This is a genomic window from Kangiella aquimarina DSM 16071, assembly GCF_000374105.1.
GTDB classification, from domain to species: domain Bacteria; phylum Pseudomonadota; class Gammaproteobacteria; order Enterobacterales; family Kangiellaceae; genus Kangiella; species Kangiella aquimarina.
Genome location: NZ_KB893650.1, coordinates 960562 through 983769, shown reverse-complemented (window position 1 = coordinate 983769; position 23208 = coordinate 960562). Strand labels below are relative to the sequence as shown.

The window sequence follows — 23208 nt, the reverse complement described above, 5'->3', positions numbered from 1 at the left end:
CTAATCACTTGGCTCCCTTAGTTGTTCAACTTCCAGTCTATTTCTTCCTTTATCCTTAGCTTGGTAAAGAAGTTCATCAGCTCGGTGCAACCATTTCTTCACGGTGTCTGTCTTAGGTTGATATAGAGCAAGCCCAATACTGATTGTCATTGTTATTTTCTGCTTGCTCACAACAACTGAACTTTCTTCGATATACTGACGTAGTCGCTCTGCTACTTTAGCAGCAGACGACAGGTTTGTTTCGGGAAGTAAAATTGCAAATTCCTCACCGCCAATGCGTCCTAATAAATCCGATGGCCTCATAATTTCTTTGCAGAGTCTGACAAATTCTTTTAACACTTTGTCTCCCGCCTGATGACCATATTCATCATTGATGTCTTTAAAATGGTCAAAGTCAATAACCATCATGCACAAGTCGGTTGTATTTCTATGGGCTCGTGACATTTCTTCTTCGGCACGGCTCATAAATTCACGTCGATTCGCTACTCCGGTAAGTGGATCGGTAGCCGCTAATTCTTCAAGCTTCTCATTAACCTGTTGAAGTTCCATTAGCGCTTGCTCCGTTTTTTTCTTTTCTTGAATGATTTGCTTGAAGAGGTCGCTTTGGCTGTAAATTGTCTTAAATGATCCAGTTGTAAGAAATGCCTGCACCACACCGAAACTTAGCAGCAAAAATCCTCCCGCAAAGATAATATGTGCTAACCACCATTGATGATCCCAAACGGAACCTATGGTGAATGACCAGCAGGACAGTGCAAACCAAACCATCGCTATAGAGTAAAGCAAAGGAATGTAACCCTTAATTCTTTGCACCAACATCCAGAGCACACTGCCGATAAACATACTGACCGCAACATATTCAGCCAATAACCGCCACCAGTTCAAATTTAATGATGCTGATTTAGCTACCCAGTAGACGACTAAATTAATGACGATAAAAATAGCTGTTGCAAACCATAATCCTTTACTATTCGTCTGCTCCGGTTTTACCATTTCACCAAATTTGAGCATCGCTATCAGAAAACAAAAAGACATAACGAGCCTTGAGGCCGGGCCAAAGAGTGTAAATAGCCAAACATTTTCAGTCGCATGATGGGTCAGAAAACCGTGTGGAGCATAAACGATGGTGAATCCCCAAAAACCAAACACCAACCACTTCAATAGCACCTCACCAGTTGCGACATAACAGCGCCAGGTAATGTAACTGAGGAAAGCACTAACTACCACAGCCATAGTAATGGCAATCACATGAAAGGTATGGGCTATAAAAACATCATCAGAAGTAGTTTCGGAGTCGATATAAAGAATCAACAGGATTGGTAGGAGTGCCAGAATGGTTAATAAAAGTCGAATATATCCTGAAGCAAGCCTCTTCACAGCATTGTGTTTGATATGGTCTTGATTCAACAGCAACTCCTTTTATCCCGCCTTTGTAAATTGATATTTACTTTTATGCCAAGGTACTGATTTTATTAGTGTATAGCAAGTCTAGCATCCTCCAAACAACAACCACTTACAATAACTTTTGTGATTTTTTTCATGAAATCGCTACAATAGCCCCCATTTGTATGCTCGTAACAAATCGAGCCAATTAAATTAACACTATTCATTTATAGGACCGTTATGCTTGTTGCCATTCTTGCTGTTATTGCTGGATTAGCTTTATTAGTCTGGAGCGCTGATCGCTTTGTTGACGGAGCCGCCTCTACAGCTCGTCACTTTGGAATGCCTTCCCTGCTTATTGGTATGGTAATTGTTGGCTTCGGTACTTCGGCTCCAGAAATGGTGGTTTCAGCTTTAGCTGCCGGTCAGGGCAATCCTGGCATCGCTCTAGGTAATGCATTTGGTTCTAACATCACTAACATTGCACTGATTCTTGGTTTAACCGCCGTAATCAGCCCAATTGCTGTCCACTCGAAGATCCTGCGCAAAGAAATGCCTTTGCTCATGCTGATGACCATATTGGTTATTGGCCTGCTATGGGATCTCGACATCTCACGATGGGATGCCATTATTTTATTGTTCGGTTTTGCCGGCTTTATGGGTTGGTCTATATGGCAAGGTATGCAGAAAAAGCATGATACTTTGGCAAAGGAAGTCGAGCTGGAAGTCAGTCAACACACCATGCCGCTTAAAACCGCGATATTCTGGCTAGTGATTGGCTTGATCATATTGGTTGCCAGCTCACGACTGCTGGTCTGGGGAGCCGTAGAAATTGCCCAGGCCTTTGGCGTGAGCGATATCATTATCGGCCTGACTATCATTGCTGTGGGAACTTCATTGCCCGAACTGGCCTCCTCGATTATTGCCATTCGTAAGAATGAGCATGATCTTGCGCTCGGTAATGTTATCGGCTCAAACCTGTTTAACACACTGGCGGTGGTCGGTATCGCCGGTGCCATTCATCCGCTGGCAGTTGAGTCTGAGGTTCTGTGGCGCGACGCTATGTTCATGGGTGTACTCACCCTGTCACTATTTGTAATTGGTTACGGCTTCAGAGGCGAAGGCCGAATCAATCGAGTCGAAGGGGCGATTCTTCTGACAGCCTACATTGGCTATACCGTTTACCTGATCCGCTCAGTATTCATTTAATCTGACGGTACATTAGATATCGGATCTTTTAGCTTGGCGCCCATTGCCAGATAGAGAGAAACACTATTAACCAGCTGCTGTGATTGGGCATCAATTAGCTGCACCTTAGTGGTCAGGTATTGCTGCTGCGCTATCAGTAGCTCAATATAGCTTGCGGCTCCAAGCTCATAACGTTTTGCTGTAATTCTCATAGCTTCTTCAGAACTTAGACTTGAGCGGTTAATCATTTCTAACTTTTGCGCATCAGTCTCAAGCTGGCGCAAGGTATCTGCGACGTCGCGAAGTGCCTCCAAAACCACATATTTATAGTTACTGGTTGCTGCCTCAAACTCAGCCAGAGCGGCTCTCTTTTCAGCCGCCAACCCAGGATTGAAAAGTGGCTGCGTCAATTGCCCTATCAATGTCCATACTGCAGATTGGCTGCTAAATAGAGAGACTGAGGATAATGCTTGAGAGCCAATCCGCCCATTAAGATTGATGCTTGGGTACATGTTAGCAATAGTCACACCATATTCTGCATTAGCTGCCTCGATAAGCGATTCAGCAGCCTGAATATCAGGTCTTTGCCGCACCAGCTCCGAAGGAATAATAAGTGGTAAACTCTCAGGCAATTGAAAATCATGCAATTTAAATTCAGGGATAGTTGCCGATTCAGGTGCTTCCCCTGCCAAAGTGGCTAACAGATGAATGGTCTTTTGAATTTGATTCTGCAAAACAGGGATATTGGCACGCGTCTGCTCAAACTCAGATTGCAACATTAAAACCGCATGTTTTGAAACCTGGCCTAACTCAAATTGCTGCTTAACGATACCGAGTTGCTGCTCCTGTTTAGCTACCAGCTGCTCTGTTTCCTCTAACTGACTTCTTAACTTAGCCTGATTGATGGCGGTATTTATCACCGTTGCAACCAAAGCTAACTGAGTCGCCTCTAACTCATACCTCTGATAATCCACTCTGGAAGCGAGTGCTTCTAGTGCACGCTGATTACCACCTGATAAATCCATCTGATAACTTACGTCTACTCCCGCATTGTAAATACTAAATTCCTGTGGCTCGGCCTGCTGTCCAAAAACTCCGGGATTAAACCTTTGCCTTTGTGCGCTGATATTGGCATCAATCTTTGGATAACGAGTAGTGCCAACTCTAGCCTGATACAGCTCTTCAGCACTACGTAACTTTGCACTTGAACTTAATAAGCCTGGATTGTCTGATAAAACTTTTTCCACCAATTGATTTAAAGTTTCAGAATGAAACTGCCGCCACCATTCTCGCTCTATTGTATCAACCCATACTAATGTCTGTTCTGAATCCAGAACCTTATTAGTACCCATTATTACTGCATCGTGATCGCCCCGTGTGTACTGAGAAATCTGCGGAGGTGTTGGCTCATTAAAGTCTGGGGTTACCGCGCATGAGGTCATCCCTGACAATAGAACAAGAATTACCGAAAGATGTCTTTTCATCAGCGGCTACCTATAAAAATGATCTACAAAAGGCTGTTTAAATTTTTGATGGCAGGCAACACAGGACTGCAATAAATCAGCATAGGTTTTTATGACAGCATCACCATCATTTTTTTCTGCAACCTCCTTTAACATTATTGCAGTATCATGAGTCACACCATCCAGACTTTTAAATGCTCCAGCATCTGAGCCCATAAAAGATAAGATCTGCATTTTTTCAGTCATAGGAGGCTGCTCGTGATCAGCAACCAAGGGAGCAATCTCAGCTACTGTCGCTAGGTCTTCGCGAATAATCGCACTGGCAATACGCTGCATATTAAGCTCTAAATCCTGCATAATTAAACGTAACGCCATTGGCTCTGAATTATTCTTATTTTCAACCTGCGCTTCTGCTGCGTGGACTTGCCAAGAAATACTACTGATACTAAATACAACCAACGTAACCAATAAAGTTTTTAAACCTTTAACCAAATCTAAATTACTCATAAAGTTTTCCTCTTTGTTTAAGCGTCAAAGGGTCTGCCCTCACCTTTTTCTTCGTAAGTCACTCCATCACGAATGTGATAGATTCGTTTAAATGTTGGAATGATTTTTTCATCATGGGTTACAACAATAATGGCTGTTTCGAACTTCTTTGCCATATCGTTAAGAATTTTGATAACTGCTAATGCACGCTCACTATCAAGGGGGGCAGTGGGCTCGTCAGCAAGAATCACTGGCGGGCGATTAACCAGACCTCTTGCGATTGCGACTCTCTGCTGCTCTCCACCTGATAATTGTGAGGGCATGGCTTTGGCTCTATGCTGAACATCGAGAGCTTCTAGCAATGCCAAGGCACTACTTCGAGCTTGCTTGTTTGCCACTCCCGCCAGCATAGGCGGTAAAGCGACATTGTCGGTAACATCCAGAAATGGAATCAAATAGGGAGCTTGAAACACAAAACCAATTTTATCCCTGCGTAATGCTCGAATATCTTTTACTTTCCATTGTTCATCGTAGATCGTTTCATCACCCAGAATCATTTTTCCAGCCGATGGTTCTATGACTGCACCTAAGCATTTCAATAAAGTACTTTTCCCTGAGCCTGAAGGACCGATTAATCCAACCACTTCACCAGGTGCCACCACCATGTTAACTTCTTTTAAGGCATCGACGGCTGTATCACCAGTGCCATATCGCTTTCTTAATCCCTCAATGCGAATACCTTTGCCGCTCATCTTAACCTCCCACTGCTTCAGCCGGATCGACTTTCAACGCTGCTCTAATTGCAATAACACTCGATAAAACACAAATAATAACGACTGCAAAAAAGCCAGCTACTGAATCCATAGGTTCTAGCAAGACATACTTGGGGAAAGTCGGCGCACCGAAGGTTGCTGATATTTTGCCAACTACAAATCCAATTACTCCAAGAGCAATTGCCTGCTGCAATATCATTCCAGCAATAGTTCGGTTTCGTGTTCCAATTAACTTCAGCACTGCGATTTCACGAATCTTCCCTAAAGTCAGTGTGTAAATAATAAATGCCACGATCGCTGCACTTACCACTGCTAGAATCACAAGAAACATTCCAATCTGTTTTGAAGACGTTGCAATCAATTTTCCAATCAGAATTTCTTCCATATCTTCACGTGTATAGACCGTTAACCGTTTCCACTTTTCAATTGACTTAGCAACTTCCTTCGCTGAATATCCTTTTTTAATCTGTACCAATACAGAGTTAACATAAGGGTTATTGTTTTGTGACCGGTTCAAGGCCTCTAAAAGTCCCGGATTTCCCGGTTGAGAAAATTCAGGACTCTGTTGATTACGGCGACGTTGCTCGAGGATGGCATCATTGTCCTTTAAGAACTGGGCTTCCTGTGCATCTTTAAGGGGAATAAAGACCATTGGATCACCATTTGATGACACCATCCTGCGAGTCAAACCGACAACTGTATATTTGTTACGTCGAATCTGCAGTGAATCACCGATTTTAAAACCTGTTGCCTGATCTGCTACAGCTTCATAATGACCTCGGGTAATTTGTCGCCCTTCTATCAGATAAGGAGGCCAGCCAGGCAGACCAGGCTGACCTGCAGCTATACCAGATATCATGCTACGAACATCACGGTCTCCATGCCTCACCTGCATAGTAAGATAAGTCACATTTGCCGTTTGAGCGACTCCAGGCATGCTTTGAATACCACGCCATTCATCATCGTAGATACTTGATGATTCGGCATAGGGCCCAAGCGTATTTTTTTGCACTACCCAGAGATCCGCACTACTGTTATCGAGCAATACTTTTGCATCATCAACCATCCCACGATAAACACCGGCCATGATTAAAGTAACACCAATTAACAAGCCCAAACCAAAACCAGTGAACACGAACTTGCCCCAGGAGTGCATTATGTCGCGGCCCGCCAGACTGATCATTTGTCCTTACCTACAAGGCTTTCAACCACCTTAATTCGGCTATTAGCAGTTAGTGCTTTCTCGCTATGCAGTACTACTGATTCACCTAATGAAAGTCCTTTTTTGATCTCAACCAGGCCATCCAAGTCTGTGGCTCCAATAGAAACAGGAACATACTCAATATCTCCGTCTATTATTTTCCAGACACCTAACTCTCCATCAATTCGCTTCAGTGCGGCATTCGGAATAACAGTAGTTGATGGCAAGCTATCCAATTCAATAGTCACCTCTGCCAACTCACCGATTGAGGGTAGTGGTTGTGGTAATTCATCGATGGTAACTTTAGCCAGGAACTCCTCAGTAACAGCATCAGCAATTGGCTCGACACGGTATATTTTTCCACTTAAATCCAATTTAGACTTAGAGCGTAGATTGACAAGCGCGGTGAGCCCCGGATTAAGACCTGTCGAGTGAATCTGATCAAAACGTACGTTAATCCATATATCTTCAGGGTTTATTATTTCAATGACTGACTGACCAGCAACAACTGTTGTTCCTTGCTCTGCATTGCGCTTTACAACTATTCCATCTATCGGACTTATCAGATCAAGGTTATGTTGTTGAGCCTGCATTGCTTTTTGTTCAGCTTCCTGTCGTAATAGCTCCTGCCTAGCTGCAGCTAGACCAGCTTCAGCGATATGATAATCCTGTTGCTTTACTAAGAATTGCTCTTCACTTATGGAATTTGATTCCAGTAATTTTTGATACCGCTTAAATTGCTCATCAGAAAACTGATATCGCGTTTGTGCTTCTTGTAGTTTAGCTTTTGCCTGCATTAATGCTGATTGCTGTGCTTCCATACGTTGCTCAAGGTCTACTGAATCCATGACACCTAATAATTGCCCTTTAGTAACTTGATCGCCAATATCCACTTTCAAAGTTTGTACTCGACCAGGGATTGTCGGGCCAACTTTATATTGATAGCGGGCTTCAACAGTACCAATCCCAAATAATGCCGGCGAGATAGACACCTTACTAACCTGAATCTGGGTAACCAAGGTTGGCGCCAGAGGCCCAGACCTTACAACCACATAAATAAAAAGCAGTGCCAATGGCAGCATAATCGCAATCAAAGCAGCAGTACGTTTATGATCCAATAGTTTGTTTATTGCTAAACCTTTCATAAGTTTCTGCTTCATTTATCACCTCGAATTCCACGTCGATAAATAGCGAATACTCCCGGTGCATCCTTTCGCATTTTTTTTACATCACCCGCCAACAATGATTGCATAACTAGGCCTTGTATTGTTCCGATAAATAACAATGCGGCTGATTCAGTATTTAACTCCCGATCAAAATGACCACTCTTGATACCTTCATCCAAAAGCTTCATCAACTTAACGCTGTATCCTTCGATCATTAACTGCACCATACGCTTTGGTGCACTATCATTAGCAGCCTGAAGTTCACCGAAGAGCATTCGTGGTACGCCCGGGTGTTTACAGACAAAATCAACATGAGCCATAAACATCGCCTCAAGAGCTAGCTCGGGCGATGAATGTTTACTAATTGCCTTGTCAATGCGAGCCAATAAGCGCTTCGAAACCCACTCCATCACTGATTGCAGAATGGCTTCTTTATTGGGGAAGTGACGAAATAAAGCCCCTTGTGTTACCCCCATTCGCTTAGCTATTGCTGCAGTAGTTATCTCACTGGGGTTTTGTTCTCCCGCTAATTCAACCACTGTTTCTACAGTTACTTCTCGACGTTGATCTGCCTTTAAATTTTTCGAAGAAGCTTTCATACCTAAACTCCAAACCAAAAAGATAGTAATTGATTACTATCTTTTCTAAATTATTGGATTCCGTCAAGTTAAATTTAATAGTTTCTAATATAAATGTTTATGTTATTGAAATTTAATGAATAATTGGCATTGATTATTAATAGACACTTGCATTATTAAGGTGGTGCTCAGTGGCTAATCGGAAACAATTCAGTTAAATAGCAGTTTTTAGCAAAGATGAACTTGTGCTTTTCTACCAGAATTGGGAGTGCCCTAAAATAGGACAAAGGCTGCCCTATTCTTTGCTAGAGTAAGTACAAACTAGATTAGGACACTTCCGCGATTTTAAGCAATCGGGCTAGCTGGGGTTTATATTCCTGCGGTAACATATCGCCCAAGGTGTACTTGTCCAGTGTATTGAGGAAATTTTTCAATGCTTCACCAAGCACTGCCTTCAGTCCACAAACGGGCGTGATGACACATTTGTTATCAGGGGAAAAGCATTCTACCAGACTCATATCGGGTTCCATTTCACGTACCAGCACTCCAATCCGAATTTCGTTTGGCTCCATGCGCAGTCGCATACCACCATTTTTACCGCGCACGGTTTCGATATAGCCTTTTTTATTTAAAGCATGGACTACTTTCATCAAGTGATTGCTGGAGATGTTATAACTTTCTGAAATTTCCTGAATGGTACACAGCCTGTCCTTTTCCAGCCCCAGAAAGATTAAAACACGTAATGAGTAGTCGGTATAACGGGTAATATGCATCTATTGTCTCCGTATTCTGCCTGGACTCATGTCCTAAGCATTAGGTCGGCTGATTATATAGGCCATTAACGCTGAGAAAAACACTGCTAAAAAGATTAACACTTCAATTTTCATGTTAAGCAGCCATAAAACTACCCAGCTGGACGTTAACATCAGTCCTGCAAGGTACTTTGCAAAAACCGGAATTGCTCCCCTATCGCGCCAACCTTTTAAAAGTGGGCCAAACTGAGGATGCTCCAGTAGCCAAAACTCCAGGCGCGGCGAACTTTTACCCGCAGCCCAGACCGCAACAATAAGGAATGGCGTTGTCGGTAACAACGGTAATATCACACCAACCATGCCTAACCCGGTCGCCAGAACCGCTAAAGTTCTGTAAAACAACTGACGATTGAGCAGACGCGCCATAACAGATTTGGTGGCAGTGGCAGTGGCCGTGACATTGACTTTCATATCCGAGGCTCCCTATTAACATCCTATAATCTTATTCTAGATCAATTAATATATATTTGTCATACACCTTTTGACAAATATCATGTCTATTGATCCAGATCATGGTTTTATTAGGCTTGTCACGTATTATAACCAGCAACAAAGGCATTTGATGAGCAATAAGATGCATTTTGGATATACTTTTTGATTGACGTATATTTTTTTACTCCTTAATATGTACTTTAAATACATCTTTAGGGTTTATCACGATCAGGGCAAATCAGTGAACAAAGTTAGCGCACAAAATCTCTTCTTTCCCGCGGCCTGCATTCATGCAGCGATAACCGCGGTTTTGACTGTGCTCGCCTACCAGTTCAGTTCCGAATGGTTAACGGCATTTGTTGGATTCGGTCATGCGCATGAAATGCTGTTTGGCTTTGCACTGGCATTAATCGCAGGTTACACCCTTGGGCAAATTGAGGCTGGCTGGTTGTGGGCTCTGTTCGGTTTATGGCTATTTGCGCGCATTGGTTACTGGCTGGATCCGGCCGGCGTGATTGGTCAGTGGTCAAGTCCACTATTTGCTTTGGCGCTGGCCTGGAAAATCGTACCTAGGTTCTTTGCCGCTAAGAAATGGCGCAACCGCATGATTAGTCCGTTATTGATGGCTATCTGCAGTGTTCCTTTAGCCTGGCTGCTTTTACGTGAAATGGGCTGGCCAGTCGCGCCAACTCAGCTTTCAGTTGCCATGATTCTGTTACTGGTCATGTTAATGGCATTCATCGGAGGGCGGATAATTGCTCCAGCAGTTGCCGGTGAAATGCAAAAACAGGGCATTACTCAGCAAGCTCGTGTTCAACCACAGCTTGAAGCTTTAATACTTCTGCTTCTACCTGCGGGCGCCATATCTGCCCTGATCCCAGGTGCCTCGCAGGTAGCAGGAGTATTATCTATGACTGTTGCAGTCGTCATTGCCATTCGTCTGATTCGCTGGCAAATGTGGCGTTGCGGCGATCGTGCTGACTTGATTGGGCTGGCTATCGGTTATGGCTGGCTGGCGATTGGTACGTTCGCATTGGGCTTTGCTCTATTCTTAGAGATGGCAACCTATGTATTACTGCACTTCATTACAGTCGGCGCCCTCGGCACATTATCTGCCTCGGTTATTCTGAAGTCGCGCCTGCATCAGTTTAAGCATTTACCCCAGCCTAAGATCATGATTGTTAACATTTTGGGCCTACTGTTTCTGGCAACCCTATTTAGAGTTTTGGCCGGAGCCATAGTTGACTCCTCTCCTGGTCTAACAGGACCTAACTTGTTATGGCTCTCGGCCCTTTCTTGGTCCGCTGCATATCTTGCGCTGGCTATCTTCATGCTTACTACACAGACTCATTTTTTAAAAAAACAGCCATCACTGAAAAAAGCATCAGCAGGCGAATCAGTTCCTGCAATTAAGAATGCTGCTTCAGTGGTTACTCAAAGCAAACGAGGTCAATGCCATGACAGCATTTGATATAAACATACTAGACAAGTCGCTCGGTGAGATTGCTCGTGACCTCCCTGGCGCAAGCAGAGTGTTCTTCAGCCACGGCATGAACTTCTGCTGCAAGGGACATCAAGCCCTGGCTACCAGTATCCAGGAGAAGAATCTTGATGTTGAAGAAATTCTTTCTCAACTCAATCAGCTGATTCCAGCCGAGGCGGCGGAATTTAGTGAAAAATTTGTACCCAACGATGAACTAATCAACCACATTTTGGAACGTTACCACCAGGTTCATCGTGAGCAGCTACCTGAGCTGATTCGGTTGGCACAGCGCGTTGAATCGGTTCACGGCGACAACCCTGATTGCCCACATGGCCTTGCCAGCTTTTTAATTCATGTAGAAGAAGAAATGGAAGCACACATGCAGAAGGAAGAGCAGATTCTGTTCCCAATGATTCAGCGTGGCATGGGTGGTCTGGCAAAAAGCCCTGTCGCTGTCATGCGCATGGAGCATGATGACCATGGCGAATCTTTGACGCGACTCGAAGAGCTTACACACCATTTCCAGTTACCGGCAGATGCCTGTAATACCTGGCAAGCATTGTACACCGGCCTTGCCGCCTTCAAGGAAGATCTGATGAACCATATTCACCTCGAAAACAACATTTTATTTGAACGTATTGATAACTACCTTGGAGGACACTAACTATGGGTAAATATCGCAAACTCTGGTTTACCCTGATAGGTATCTTAGCGGTTACCTTCACTATCCTCGGCTATTTTGGACGTGAAGTGTACCGCGAAGCGCCCCCTATCCCAGAGCAATTTGTAACAACTGATGGGCGCGTATTAATGACTCATGATTCTATTCTTGATGGCCAGACTGCCTGGCAATCAATTGGCGGTATGCAATTAGGATCGATTTGGGGTCATGGTGCTTACCAAGCTCCTGACTGGACAGCAGACTGGCTACACCGCGAGTTGGAAGCCTGGTTGGAAATGGCTGCACTGGAAGATTTCGGTATGCCATATGCGGAGCTAAGCGGCGAACAGCAACAAACTTTGCAGTATCGCTTAAAGCAGGATTATCGGACTAATACCTATGATGCAGAAACTGGCAACGTGACTGTTTCAGAGCGTCGTGCCAAAGCTATTGCCGAGGTTGGTGCTTACTATCACAAGTTATTCAGTGACGATCCTGAGTACAGAGAACGTCGCAATAACTACGCGATGAAAGAAAACACTTTGCCAAAAGCAGAGCGTCGAGAAGTTATGAACCAGTTCTTCTTCTGGACCGCGTGGGCCGCTGCAACCAATCGTCCTGGCAGCGAAGCAACTTACACTAACAACTGGCCACATGAACCATTGATTGATAACAAACCAACATCTGAAAATATTGTCTGGTCTATCATCAGTGTGATTCTGTTAATTGGTGGTATCGGTGGTTTGGTTTGGGGCTGGGCATTCATGCGCAAAGAAGAAGAACATGAACCTGATGCTCCTGCACAGGATCCGATTACTACTTTCAAACTGACTCCATCGCAAAAAGCTTTGGGTAAATACTTGTTCGTTGTGGTTGCGCTTTTTACTCTACAAGTACTGTTGGGCGGCTTCACAGCTCACTACACTGTAGAAGGACAAGGCTTCTACGGCATCGAAACCTCTAAGTGGTTCCCTTACTCATTAGTTCGTACCTGGCACATTCAGGCGGCTATGTTCTGGATTGCGACTGGCTTCCTGGCCGCAGGTCTATTCCTGGTACCTATTATCAATGGTGGTAAGGATCCCAAATATCAGAAAATCGGCGTCAACATTCTGTTCTGGGCATTGGTTGCTGTAGTTGCCGGAACCTTCATTGGTAACTACCTTGCGATTGCACAAATCTTACCTGAGAACCTCAGCTTCTGGTTAGGTCATCAAGGTTATGAGTATGTTGATCTGGGTCGTTTATGGCAGTGGGGTAAATTCCTCGGTATCGTCTTCTGGTTGTTCTTAATGTTGCGTGGTATTGCACCAGCATTGAAAAAAGCCGGTGACAAAAACCTACTGGTACTGTTAACCGCATCAGTGGTTGCCATTGGCTTATTCTACGGTGCAGGCTTCTTCTACGGTGAGAGAACTCACATCTCTGTGATGGAATTCTGGCGCTGGTGGATCGTGCACTTGTGGGTTGAAGGCTTCTTCGAAGTATTCGCTACAGTATCATTGGCCTTTATCTTCCACAGCATGGGCCTGGTCGGTCGTTCAACTGCAACCGCAGCCAGTTTAGCTTCTGCGTCATTGTTCCTGCTTGGCGGTGTACCGGGTACATTCCACCACTTGTACTTCGCAGGTACTACAACTCCGGTAATGGCAGTAGGCGCGACCTTCTCTGCGCTTGAAGTTGTACCTTTGATTGTGCTCGGTTACGAGGCATGGGAAAACTATCGTCTGAAAAACCGCGCTGCCTGGATGGATAGAATTCGCTGGCCATTAATGTGCTTCGTAGCGGTCGCCTTCTGGAATATGTTTGGTGCCGGTGTGCTTGGCTTCATGATTAACCCACCAGTATCTCTATACTATGTACAAGGTTTAAACATGACTCCAACTCACGCTCACGCAGCACTGTTTGGTGTCTACGGATTCCTGGCGCTCGGCTTCGTCCTCTTGATTCTGCGCTACATCCGTCCACACATGGTGTTCGATGAAAAGCTAATGAGAACCGGTTTCTGGTGGCTCAACATTGGTCTGGTCATGATGTTATTAACCAGCTTGCTTCCAGTTGGCCTACTCCAGTTCTACGCAAGTGCCAGCGAAGGTTTCTGGTATGCACGTAGCGAAGCTTTCATGCAAAGCGACATCCTGTATACCTTGCGTTGGGTGAGAACTATCGGTGACGTGGTCTTCATCGTCGGTGCTCTGGCAGTAACCTGGCAAGTCATTAAAGGGTTGCGTGAACCAGCCCATGGCACTCAACCAATCGGTGTACCGGTTAAAGAAGGTGCGTAACCGACTGACAGATTCACTTTAATAACCATAACATTGCCCCGAAACAATTGAGGTGCCGAAAGGCACCTCTTTTTTTGATCGAAATTTACAAGATTATTTAAGCCAAATGCTCAGCGTGAAACTTTAAGTGCTGTTCAATGAAGCTGGCAATAAAGTAATAGCTGTGATCATATCCTTGATGGATTTCGAGAATGAGAGGGTAATTTTTTTTGCGGGCAACAGCTTGCAATGTTTCTGGTTTAAGCTGCTCGGTTAAAAACTGATCGGCATCGCCCTGTGACACCAGCATGGGGATTTGCTTTTCGGCCTGTTCTAGCAGAAAACAGCTATCATATTGTTGCCACTCCTGCTCATCAGAACCCAAATAGGCGGTAAAGGCTTTTTTTCCCCAGGGGCAATTCATGGGGTTAACGATGGGGCTAAATGCGGAAGCTGAAACAAACATATCCGGATTACGCAAAGCAATCATCAGCGCGCCATGTCCACCCATCGAATGTCCGAGAATGGCTTTCTTATTGTTTACTGAAAAGTTGCCCTCGATAATCTGAGGTAGTTCGCGAGTAACATAGTCATACATCTGATAGTGCTTTGCCCACGGCTCCTGTGTGGCATTAACATAAAAGCCCGCGCCCTTACCGAGATCGTATCCCTCATCATCAGCCACATCGTCACCGCGCGGACTGGTGTCTGGCGCAACGATCATCATGCCTAGTTCTGCCGCCATGCGATGCGCGCCAGCCTTCTGCATAAAGTTTTCATCGGTACAGGTCAGCCCGGAAAGCCAGTATAAAACGGGCACATTTTTTCCCTGCTCCATCTGAGGTGGCAAATAAACGGCAAAACGCATTTCACAATTCAACACTGAAGAAGTATGGGTAAATTGTTTATGCCAACCGCCAAAACTTCGATTCGCTGAAATTTCATTAATACTCATACTGGCTCCTAGTAATGAATCACGCTACGAATACTCTTGCCTTCATGCATCAGGTCAAAAGCTTCGTTAATATCTTCAAGCGGCATGGTATGAGTAATGAAGTCATCCAGCTTGAACTCACCAGCAAGATAACGCTCAACATAATCGGGTAGCTCAGAACGACCTTTCACGCCACCGAAAGCGGTTCCTTTCCACACACGACCAGTTACCAACTGGAATGGACGGGTTGAGATTTCCTGACCTGCACCAGCGACACCAATGATCACCGACTCACCCCAACCTTTATGACAACACTCCAGCGCTGAACGCATCACATTAACGTTACCGATACACTCGAAAGAATAATCCACGCCACCATCGGTCATCTCGACAATTACTTCCTGAATCGGCTTGTCATAATCTTTTGGATTGACGCAATCGGTGGCACCCAGCTTTTTAGCCAGCTCAAATTTAGATTCGTTAATATCAATCGCTATTATTCGACTGGCCTTCGCCATCACAGAGCCAATCACTGCGGACAGGCCAATACCACCCAATCCGAAAATAGCGACCGTCGCGCCCTCTTCAACTTTTGCAGTATTCATAACCGCGCCCATGCCGGTTGTCACACCACAACCCAGCAAGCAAACTTCTTCAAGTGGTGCTTTAGGATTAACTTTAGCCAGAGAGATTTCAGGAAGAACGGTGTATTCGGAGAAAGTCGATGTACCCATATAATGATAAATCGGTTGGCCATTTATTGAGAAACGCGTAGTACCATCCGGCATCAAACCTTTACCCTGAGTTTCGCGAATTTTCTGGCACAGATTAGTTTTGCCAGACAAACAGAACTTACACTCACCGCATTCCGGGGTGTACAAAGGAATCACATGATCACCCGGCTTAACGCTGGTCACACCTTCACCGACCGACTCAATAATGCCGCCACCTTCATGCCCAAGAATACTTGGAAATACGCCTTCAGGATCATCGCCTGACAAGGTGAAAGCATCAGTATGGCACACTCCTGTGGCCACAATTTTAACTCTGACTTCGCCTTTCTGCGGTGGCTGCACCTCAACTTCTTCAATTGACAAAGGCTTACCAGCCTCCCAGGCCACAGCGGCTTTACACTTAATCACTTCGTTCGACATAAGACTTTCCTTAATGAATCAATTTGATTACCAAACCTTACAACAGTACTCAATAATTGCAATCGAAGCTGTCTGTTCGGTCATAAATAGTGACTATTAATTAAAAGCATAATTTAGCATTGAGCCGTGAAATTAATGTAAGCGGATAGCCATGATTAGCACTGGCATGGATTTTATATACATATTTGGTTAAAGTTGGTTCTATTATCAGTCAGCACAATTCAATAAAAGCTCTATGGAAAAATACGAAGATCTTCTTGTCTCCCTGCGTAAAATCATTCGCTCCAATGATCTCTATTCCAAAGAGCTTGCCAAGAAAGCCGGTGTCACTGGCCCACAACTTCTGATACTGAAACAAATCAGCCGCACCAATGGTATCTCGCCCAAAGAACTGGCTGAAACACTGAATTTAAGTCAGGGCACTATCACCAGCATTATTGACCGAATGCAGGATCGCGAACTGGTCACACGCATCAGAAGCCAAACCGACAAGCGTCGCTTTAACCTATCATTAACCGAGAAAGGCCAGGCTCTATTGGAATTAGCACCACCACCGATGCAGGATTATTTCATCGAACGATTTAATCGATTGGAAGACTGGGAGCAGACACAACTCCTGGCCGCCTTTCAACGCGTCGCCAGCATGATGAATGCACAGGACATCGATCAACAGACGAATATAGAGCAGTAGAGGGTGCGAAAAAGTAATTTACTGATGTCTTCAAACTTATTCTTGATTTTCCGCCAACCTTAGCTCATGCGTTTTTTCATCAATTATATTATGCAGTATTTCAAGATTTTCTTGCCCAACAATTAACCACTTTTTATTTTTTTTAAGTTTGATTTGGTAGGCTATTTGTCTTTTATTCAATTCTTCAATGACAGCCTCATGAAGACCAGGCATTCCTAGATAGATCGAGCCAGCGGGGAACTCTCTTAAACCAATACCCCTTATTGTTTCATTCACAAGCTCCATATCACCTGAATCGCAGTGAAGCTTTTGCTTTACAAGGTTGCAATTGGCACCATTATTTTCAAGCTCAACTAATACACTTTTCTTATCATAGTGATCAGCTAGCTCAATAACTACAGTGTTAACTTCGCCTTTACATGCGCTTAATATAATTATTAATAAGATTAAACAATATTTTTTATACATATTACTTTCTCATCGCTAAAATTCTTAAGGTGCGTCACGACGCACCCTACTCTTGCTAGCTTTTTAGTGTTGCTCTTCAATTTTTTATTTCCTTCTTTATGTCATTAACAATTTTTCGTAAGTCTCCCCAAGTATCATCTCCTCCAGAAGCCTCTAGAACAAAAGTCGAATATGTAGAAGAAAGATCTTTGTACTGCCGTATATTAGTTTCCTCCATTAACTTCCGCCCTGGAATTTGGGAGGAATCCAGTGGCAGCCCCACTCTATCGTTTAATATGTCTTCAATAAGTTCTTCTAGAGCTGTAGCTAGTAACTTCACCTCTGGGTCTGAAGAATACTTCTCTATCAACCTTTTTAGACTCAAAGCACATTCTTTTAACAAAATTATGTCCATAGTTCACCTATCACTTACTATAATCATAAATAGTTTGCAGATATTCAGGTTTACTGAACATATCTCTGTTTGGAATTAGCATTAGGTAAGCCCCTCCCTTTGTTTTAAATAATCTATTGAGCTCACTTGTAGGGGCAATTTATGATTCAAAAGCAATAGCTCCTTCCTTTGGTTCAATTTTGTATCATCAACAAGTTTTGAACACCTACAAACTTTTAGCAAAGATTACCAGACAATGGTCATCACCAATAGCTATTTATTCTGAACAAACAATTTCTTCTGTACTTTAATTTTTACGTTCGAAAATAAAAACGACAGCCTAAGTAGCTGCCGTTTCAGATTTATCAATTGCTTATCGTTTTTAAGCAACCCACCCTAGTTCATGGGCTTTGGCGGCGGCCATTTTCGGCACGTCGTTTTCAATGAAGTGGTGATGTAATAGTTGAACGCCAAGTACGTGGTTGAGGATGGCATCCATCTGTACTTTATCTTCACGCGGCACTGTTGGATCATCATTCTTCTTGATCATATCCTGTAGTGCACCGTAATCAATCAAGCCTGCTGCAGCGACTTTTTCTTCGCTGGCGAACTCTTCCATCAGTTCCATCAGGGCATTCCATTTTTTCTTGTCGGTATGCGCTGGCGGTGCCATAAAGGCGAACTTCTGACGTTTGTATAGGGTTTCTGGTAGCAAGCCTTTCATCGCTTCTTTCAAGACGTATTTCTCTACCGGGCCTTTGATTCGCATTTGTGGCGGAATATTTACCGCGTAGGCTGCCAGATGATGGTCGAGGAACGGTGGACGCGCTTCCATCGAGTTAGCCATATCAACACGATCACCACCCCAGGTCAGGATCTGACCTTCGAGCATGGTTTTAATCCAGACGTATTGCGCCTTATCCAGTGGATGACGACCTTCCAGCTGATTTTCATCAAACTGTTCAGCCATTGCAGTACCTGGATCATAATCGCTGATATTAGCCTGATGGTCTTTGCTCATTAACTGACGCGCGAATCCATCACAGCCCATCCAGTTTTGAATACAGGTTGGCGTAAAGCCGACTTTGGCATCTATCGCTTCGGAGCGGAAAGCTTCGCGTGGCAACATGGCACCCTTGAATAGTTTGTTGGATTCGGCCAGTGTTGATTGCATTTCTTTGCGCAGGTTTTCTGGCAGATCATCCAGCCCATACAGGAACATGTCATTACGGAAGGCAGGGTAACCCGCAAATAATTCATCACTACCCTCGCCCGTCAAGACCACTTTATAGCCCTGCTCACGAACCTTCTGACTCATTAACAATTTGGCAACGCCTAGCGTGTTGTAGATAGTTCTTTCGGTATGCCAGATGGTTCGTTCAAAATGGTCATACAAGTGTTCCGCAGAGAGTGGCAGAATGATTTGTTCTGCGCCTGTCATCTCCGCCATTTCGCGGGCAATCGGTGTTTCATCATAATCAGCATCATCAAAGCCAATGGTGAAAGCTTTCACCGGATCCTGACGCACCGAGGCAGACAAGCCAAGAATCGAACAGGAATCGATACCGCCTGACAAATAAGCACCAACAGGAACATCAGCATTAAGACGATGTTGTACCGCTTCTAAAAGATTTTCACGAACGCCATCAATGTATTCCTGTTCATCTTTAACATTCAGATGCGCCTCGGCTTGCGGGAAGTCAATATCCCAGTACTTATGTTCAGATATTTCAAGCTTTCCATTACGACGTTGGATTTTGATCCAGTGACCCGGAGGAACCTGATTAACACCTTTAAACGCAGTTGAACCCGGAATCATCACCTGAATCAATTGGTGGTATAAACCTTCTGAATCTATTTCACGCTTAACTTCAGGATGCGCGAACAACACCTTTAGCTCAGAACCAAATACCACGCCATGTACCGTTTCAGTCCAGTATAACGGCTTGATGCCGAAGCGGTCACGAACTAGATACATGGTTTCTTCTTCGCGATCGTAAATTGAAAAGGCGAACTCACCGCGCAAGTTTTCGACAGTTTTTTCGATGCCGTAGTGCGGATACATTTGCAGCACGATTTCAGAGTCACTTTTGGTTTGATAACGAGCGCCCTGCGCCGTCATATCGGCACGAATGCGCTGGAAGTCATAAAACTCACCGTTATGCACCATCATGTAACGCTGGTCATCACTGACAAGAGGCTGACGCCCGCGTTCTTCATCGAGATCGATAATGGTCAGCCGTGCATGGCTCATGCCAACGCCAACACCTTCAGGATTGTAATAACCGAAGTTATCAGGCCCTCGGTGATATTGAATGGCCGCCATGTTGACGAGCGTTTGTGCATCAATAGTTCGATCTTTGTCACGATGAATTACACCGGCAATACCGCACATATAAAAATTCTCCTTGGAATCTTATCTATAAAATATTTTTTGAAATCAGGGTTAAACGCTTTCTCTGGTGGGACAACCTCATTCTTAAATTAATGAGGTTGTGGCCAGAGACTATTTAATACCTATTAATACCTATATTACGTCCATCACCATTTCGGTTCTTTCCACCATACAGGTCAACAGTGCCATCCGTAAAAATACCGCACCACGTGCCTGCGAAAAGTACCAGTTGTGAGGGGTTTCATCTAAATCTGTCGACAGCTCATCACCTCGCGCCAATGGATGCAAAATGATAGCGTCTTCTTTTAATGGTGATTGCGCATTGAGTACAAACTTATCACCGTGCGATTCAAAGTCATCACCGACCCATGCAATCGCGTTAATATAAACCACATCCAGTTCAGGCAACTCTTTGTTTAAACGATTGGTTAAACGTAGATTTAAACCCGCTTTTTCAAGCTGTTCTCTCTGCCCCTCTGTGAAAATATCATCATCGGTTTTGTCATGAATGATGACAACCTCTTCAAAAATCTCAGGGAACAGTGCAAAGATTTTGAGCAGGCTTCGAACTGTTCTCATGTAATTAGGCAAGCCAACAATACCGACACGAATTTTCTGTGGGTTATCTTTCAACAACTCTGGGCGCCATTTAAAAATGGTGTAGAGATCGGCCATGGCCTGAGTCGGATGCTCATCGGTTCCGTTACCCGCATTAATAATCGGAATACGTAGCGTCGATGTCATTTCTTTTACTGAATCTTCATTTGATTCACGCAGTACCACACAGTCGCCATAGTTATTAAACATTTCGCCAATGTCAGCTAATGATTCACCTTTCGCGATACCGGTAGTTGAACGATCGGTGATTGACATGATGTCACCACCGAGACGATGCCAGGCACTTTCAAAAGATAAGCGCGTGCGTGTGCTGGGCTCATAAAAAGCACTGATCAGAATCTTTCCTTGCAGCGGTGTGTTGTAACGCTTGGGATTACTTTCATATTTGCTGGCCAAGCGGAATAGCTGCAAAATAGTTTGGCGATCAAATTGATCGCAGGTGATGATGTGCTGATTTGCTAACTTAACAAGCGCATCACCATCTTCTTGAATCGTTTTCAATAATGCTTTGGGGTGTGCATCACCAAAGACATCAGGTTTTGCTCTGGAAAATACCAGATCTTCATCTTTCAATTGGTCTACCATAATTGGTCCTTTAACCAGTCTCTTACGAGTAACACTATGAGGATGATTGGCGACAGACAGGTCACTGCCATCGCCGCGAGAATTAAAAATTGGAGCGCATCAAAAGACATTAGCATGTTACTTCTCCATATTTGCTAAACGGTTCCAGTCAAACTGATCGTCTTTGAGCATCAGTCCCAGCATACAAACAATAAATGACACACAGCAACTGATTAATGCACCAACATAGAAACCGATTTCGAAATACCCAATCAGTCCACAAATTGTGCCTAATGCCATGGCTGCGCCAGCATAAATTCCTGACAACCTTTGCTGATAAAGTCCTAATACAATGGGCCAGATCGCACTGGCAACAAAAGCTGCAGCCAGATTCAATACCTCGCCTAGAGTAGCTGTTCTATCTAAACAGATGAGCCATGTTGCAAAACCCAGTATCAAAATTACGTGACGACCGACTTTCTCCAGCCTTTTATTGTCGGCCTGTTTGTTGATTAAACCTTTATAGATATCTTTAGTGAGCAAATCACTGGTTGCTGCCAATAAAGAATCGAGACTGGATGCCAACGCTGCGAAAACTACGATAAATACGAATACAGCACCAACTGAGCCTAATAGTTTTGCCGCAACCATCGGACCAACCATATCTGCTTCAGCTGGATAAATGCCAAGTGATGGAGCTGCTAAAGCAATGAATCCAGTGACGATCGGAATTGGTAGCCATAACAGCCCAGCTAAAAGATATGCTCGTTTACCAATACCTTCACGGAAAGCCAATGCACGCGACCACCAGACATTAGAGTGGAAAATCTCACCAATACCAAAAAAGATATTGTTGAATAGAAACATTATCGATGCTGGGAATAATAAATTCAGAAGGTTCGGGTGTTCTTTTTTAACTGATTCATAAATCGTATCGATTCCTACACTCTGGTAGCAGACAAAACCAATGATTAGCACACCAAATAGGATGATCAAGGTTTGCACATAGTCAGTGGCAATAACCGCCCTGAGTCCCCCCAGCAGGGTATAACCCACACAAATAATTAAGATGGCTGTCATGCCCAGGTGATAGCTGAGTCCGCTTAAAGTGGATAGCAGAACACCACCGGCCATACCCAGACTGACCAGCCAGCCCAGTGCATAACAGAAGGATACGATTAAGAAAATGATCCAGGCGGCTTTACCGTAACGCACTCGGATAAAGTCACCACAGGTGTAGCCTTGGGGCATTAGCTCTTTAATGCGTCTCGCCATCGGAGCGAACAGAATTAAGCCAAGTGAAGCCATTGTGTAACCGACCATGCCCCAGATACCAAACTGATAAGTCATCTGCGGTGCTACCAGAGTCGTATTACTGGTGATCCAGGTTGCCATCGCCGTTGCCGAAGCAAAGGCAAAGCCCACATTACGTCCGGCCAGCATGAAGTCATCCAGGTCTTTGTTTTTTCGGCCTAACCACCAGCCGAAAAAGATCCAGATCACACCAAAAGCCACCAACAGGCTTGCCGCCATCGTTATTGAAATAGGATTAAAGTCCATGAGTTAGTCTTCTGTTGAAGTCTCTTTTGATCGAAAAGCTCTAGAAATCATGTAACCAATAAGAATAGCGAACATTAGCGCGCCAATACCAAATACCAACCACACTCGCTCGAACGGATGATGTTTAATGGTCACTTTGGCTACATTGCTTAAGACGTTCTGCTGTTCATCAAGCAGACGGAGGAAGTAGGTCCCATCATCGTACCCCGTCAGGTGAATCTTATCCTGATAGGTAATATCCAGCAGCTGCAACTCAGGCGTGAAGCCTTCATTGGTTGCCAATTGAAGATACTTGGGAGCTTTATAAGCAGAGTCTGTTAAGACTTGCTCGTCTTCACTTTGATTTGTAGTCAAACTATTCCATTCGACACTGAAGTAACCAGCGTCCGAACTTTGCTCTTGTGGCGTAAGCTCAAACTCACAAGCACTTCCTTCGCAACTCGAAGAAATTGCTGAATTACTGAATGTGACGATGGAAAAAATGACCGCAATCAGGTGTAAGGCCATAAAAGTTATGCTGTCTTTGCAAAGACAAGCCACTTTAGCAAAGCTTTGTATTCA

At 44.2% G+C, this 23208-nt stretch carries 22 protein-coding genes; 5 read left to right on the top strand and 17 right to left on the bottom strand.

All coding sequences use genetic code 11. The annotated features are described in order from the left end of the window. Positions 1–1407 (bottom strand): sensor domain-containing diguanylate cyclase, encoded by a 1407-nt coding sequence (locus B158_RS0104780; RefSeq protein ID WP_018624222.1) that lies wholly within the window; start codon positions 1405–1407, stop codon positions 1–3. Between the two features lie 216 nt (positions 1408–1623). On the opposite strand from B158_RS0104780, the gene B158_RS0104775 reads away from it, so the two are divergent. Continuing rightward, complete coding sequence (locus B158_RS0104775) at positions 1624–2592, top strand: calcium/sodium antiporter (RefSeq protein ID WP_018624221.1); 969 nt, start codon at positions 1624–1626, stop codon at positions 2590–2592. Here the strand turns inward: B158_RS0104775 and B158_RS12885 are convergent. The 8 genes from B158_RS12885 to B158_RS0104735 all read right to left on the bottom strand — a co-directional run bounded on the left by B158_RS12885 (position 2589) and on the right by B158_RS0104735 (position 9461). After that, a complete protein-coding gene (locus B158_RS12885) occupies positions 2589–4055 on the bottom strand; it encodes an efflux transporter outer membrane subunit (RefSeq protein WP_033413840.1) in 1467 nt (488 codons plus the stop codon). The genes B158_RS0104775 and B158_RS12885 overlap by 4 nt on opposite strands. A gap of 6 nt (positions 4056–4061) precedes the next feature. Continuing rightward, positions 4062–4541, bottom strand: coding sequence for a cytochrome c (locus tag B158_RS0104765; RefSeq protein ID WP_018624219.1), 480 nt, complete (start codon positions 4539–4541; stop codon positions 4062–4064). Between the two features lie 17 nt (positions 4542–4558). Beyond that, complete coding sequence (locus tag B158_RS0104760; protein WP_018624218.1) at positions 4559–5272, bottom strand: ABC transporter ATP-binding protein; 714 nt, start codon at positions 5270–5272, stop codon at positions 4559–4561. 1 nt (position 5273) lies between these two features. After that, on the bottom strand, positions 5274–6476 hold the full coding sequence (locus B158_RS0104755) for an ABC transporter permease (RefSeq protein WP_018624217.1): 1203 nt from the start codon (positions 6474–6476) through the stop codon (positions 5274–5276). Beyond that, a complete protein-coding gene (locus B158_RS0104750) occupies positions 6473–7654 on the bottom strand; it encodes an efflux RND transporter periplasmic adaptor subunit (protein WP_018624216.1) in 1182 nt (393 codons plus the stop codon). The genes B158_RS0104755 and B158_RS0104750 overlap by 4 nt, the downstream gene beginning before the upstream one ends. Then, the gene (locus B158_RS0104745; protein ID WP_018624215.1) at positions 7651–8259 is read right to left on the bottom strand and encodes a TetR/AcrR family transcriptional regulator; all 609 of its coding nucleotides are present in this window, start codon (positions 8257–8259) and stop codon (positions 7651–7653) included. Before B158_RS0104745 ends, B158_RS0104750 begins: the two co-directional genes overlap by 4 nt. 305 nt (positions 8260–8564) lie before the next feature. Next, the gene (locus B158_RS0104740) at positions 8565–9011 is read right to left on the bottom strand and encodes an Rrf2 family transcriptional regulator (protein ID WP_018624214.1); all 447 of its coding nucleotides are present in this window, start codon (positions 9009–9011) and stop codon (positions 8565–8567) included. Between the two features lie 33 nt (positions 9012–9044). Further along, a complete protein-coding gene (locus B158_RS0104735; protein ID WP_018624213.1) occupies positions 9045–9461 on the bottom strand; it encodes a YbaN family protein in 417 nt (138 codons plus the stop codon). A gap of 262 nt (positions 9462–9723) precedes the next feature. Between B158_RS0104735 and B158_RS0104730 the strand changes: the two genes are divergently transcribed. From B158_RS0104730 to B158_RS0104720, 3 genes are read left to right on the top strand one after another with little or no spacing between them, the layout of a single operon-like run. Next, the gene (locus tag B158_RS0104730; RefSeq protein ID WP_018624212.1) at positions 9724–10953 is read left to right on the top strand and encodes an NnrS family protein; all 1230 of its coding nucleotides are present in this window, start codon (positions 9724–9726) and stop codon (positions 10951–10953) included. Next, positions 10940–11629, top strand: a complete 690-nt coding sequence (ytfE, locus tag B158_RS0104725; RefSeq protein ID WP_018624211.1) for an iron-sulfur cluster repair protein YtfE — start codon at positions 10940–10942, stop codon at positions 11627–11629. The genes B158_RS0104730 and ytfE overlap by 14 nt, the downstream gene beginning before the upstream one ends. A gap of 2 nt (positions 11630–11631) precedes the next feature. Further along, positions 11632–13911 carry a nitric-oxide reductase large subunit gene (locus tag B158_RS0104720; RefSeq protein ID WP_018624210.1) on the top strand — a complete coding sequence of 760 codons (2280 nt, stop codon included), beginning with the start codon at positions 11632–11634 and terminating at the stop codon, positions 13909–13911. Between the two features lie 97 nt (positions 13912–14008). Here B158_RS0104720 and fghA read toward each other — a convergent pair whose 3' ends face one another. Further along, positions 14009–14845, bottom strand: coding sequence for an S-formylglutathione hydrolase (gene fghA, locus B158_RS0104715; protein ID WP_018624209.1), 837 nt, complete (start codon positions 14843–14845; stop codon positions 14009–14011). Positions 14846–14853: 8 nt separating this feature from the next. Further along, complete coding sequence (locus tag B158_RS0104710) at positions 14854–15978, bottom strand: S-(hydroxymethyl)glutathione dehydrogenase/class III alcohol dehydrogenase (protein WP_018624208.1); 1125 nt, start codon at positions 15976–15978, stop codon at positions 14854–14856. A 235-nt stretch (positions 15979–16213) separates the two neighbouring features. On the opposite strand from B158_RS0104710, the gene B158_RS0104705 reads away from it, so the two are divergent. Beyond that, entirely contained in the window at positions 16214–16669 is a 456-nt protein-coding gene (locus B158_RS0104705) for a MarR family winged helix-turn-helix transcriptional regulator (RefSeq protein WP_018624207.1), read from the top strand. A 36-nt stretch (positions 16670–16705) separates the two neighbouring features. Here B158_RS0104705 and B158_RS0104700 read toward each other — a convergent pair whose 3' ends face one another. The 6 genes from B158_RS0104700 to B158_RS0104670 form a co-directional block, all read right to left on the bottom strand. Continuing rightward, complete coding sequence (locus tag B158_RS0104700) at positions 16706–17137, bottom strand: hypothetical protein (RefSeq protein ID WP_018624206.1); 432 nt, start codon at positions 17135–17137, stop codon at positions 16706–16708. Between the two features lie 76 nt (positions 17138–17213). Then, positions 17214–17531, bottom strand: coding sequence for a hypothetical protein (locus tag B158_RS12880; protein ID WP_018624205.1), 318 nt, complete (start codon positions 17529–17531; stop codon positions 17214–17216). Positions 17532–17892: 361 nt separating this feature from the next. After that, a complete protein-coding gene (asnB, locus tag B158_RS0104690; protein ID WP_018624204.1) occupies positions 17893–19905 on the bottom strand; it encodes an asparagine synthase (glutamine-hydrolyzing) in 2013 nt (670 codons plus the stop codon). Positions 19906–20037: 132 nt separating this feature from the next. Next, positions 20038–21108, bottom strand: coding sequence for an aspartate/ornithine carbamoyltransferase family protein (locus B158_RS0104685; RefSeq protein ID WP_018624203.1), 1071 nt, complete (start codon positions 21106–21108; stop codon positions 20038–20040). Positions 21109–21225: 117 nt separating this feature from the next. Beyond that, positions 21226–22647, bottom strand: a complete 1422-nt coding sequence (locus B158_RS0104675; protein WP_018624202.1) for a sodium:solute symporter family protein — start codon at positions 22645–22647, stop codon at positions 21226–21228. Positions 22648–22650: 3 nt separating this feature from the next. Then, complete coding sequence (locus tag B158_RS0104670; protein WP_018624201.1) at positions 22651–23154, bottom strand: hypothetical protein; 504 nt, start codon at positions 23152–23154, stop codon at positions 22651–22653. Positions 23155–23208 lie beyond the last annotated feature (54 nt).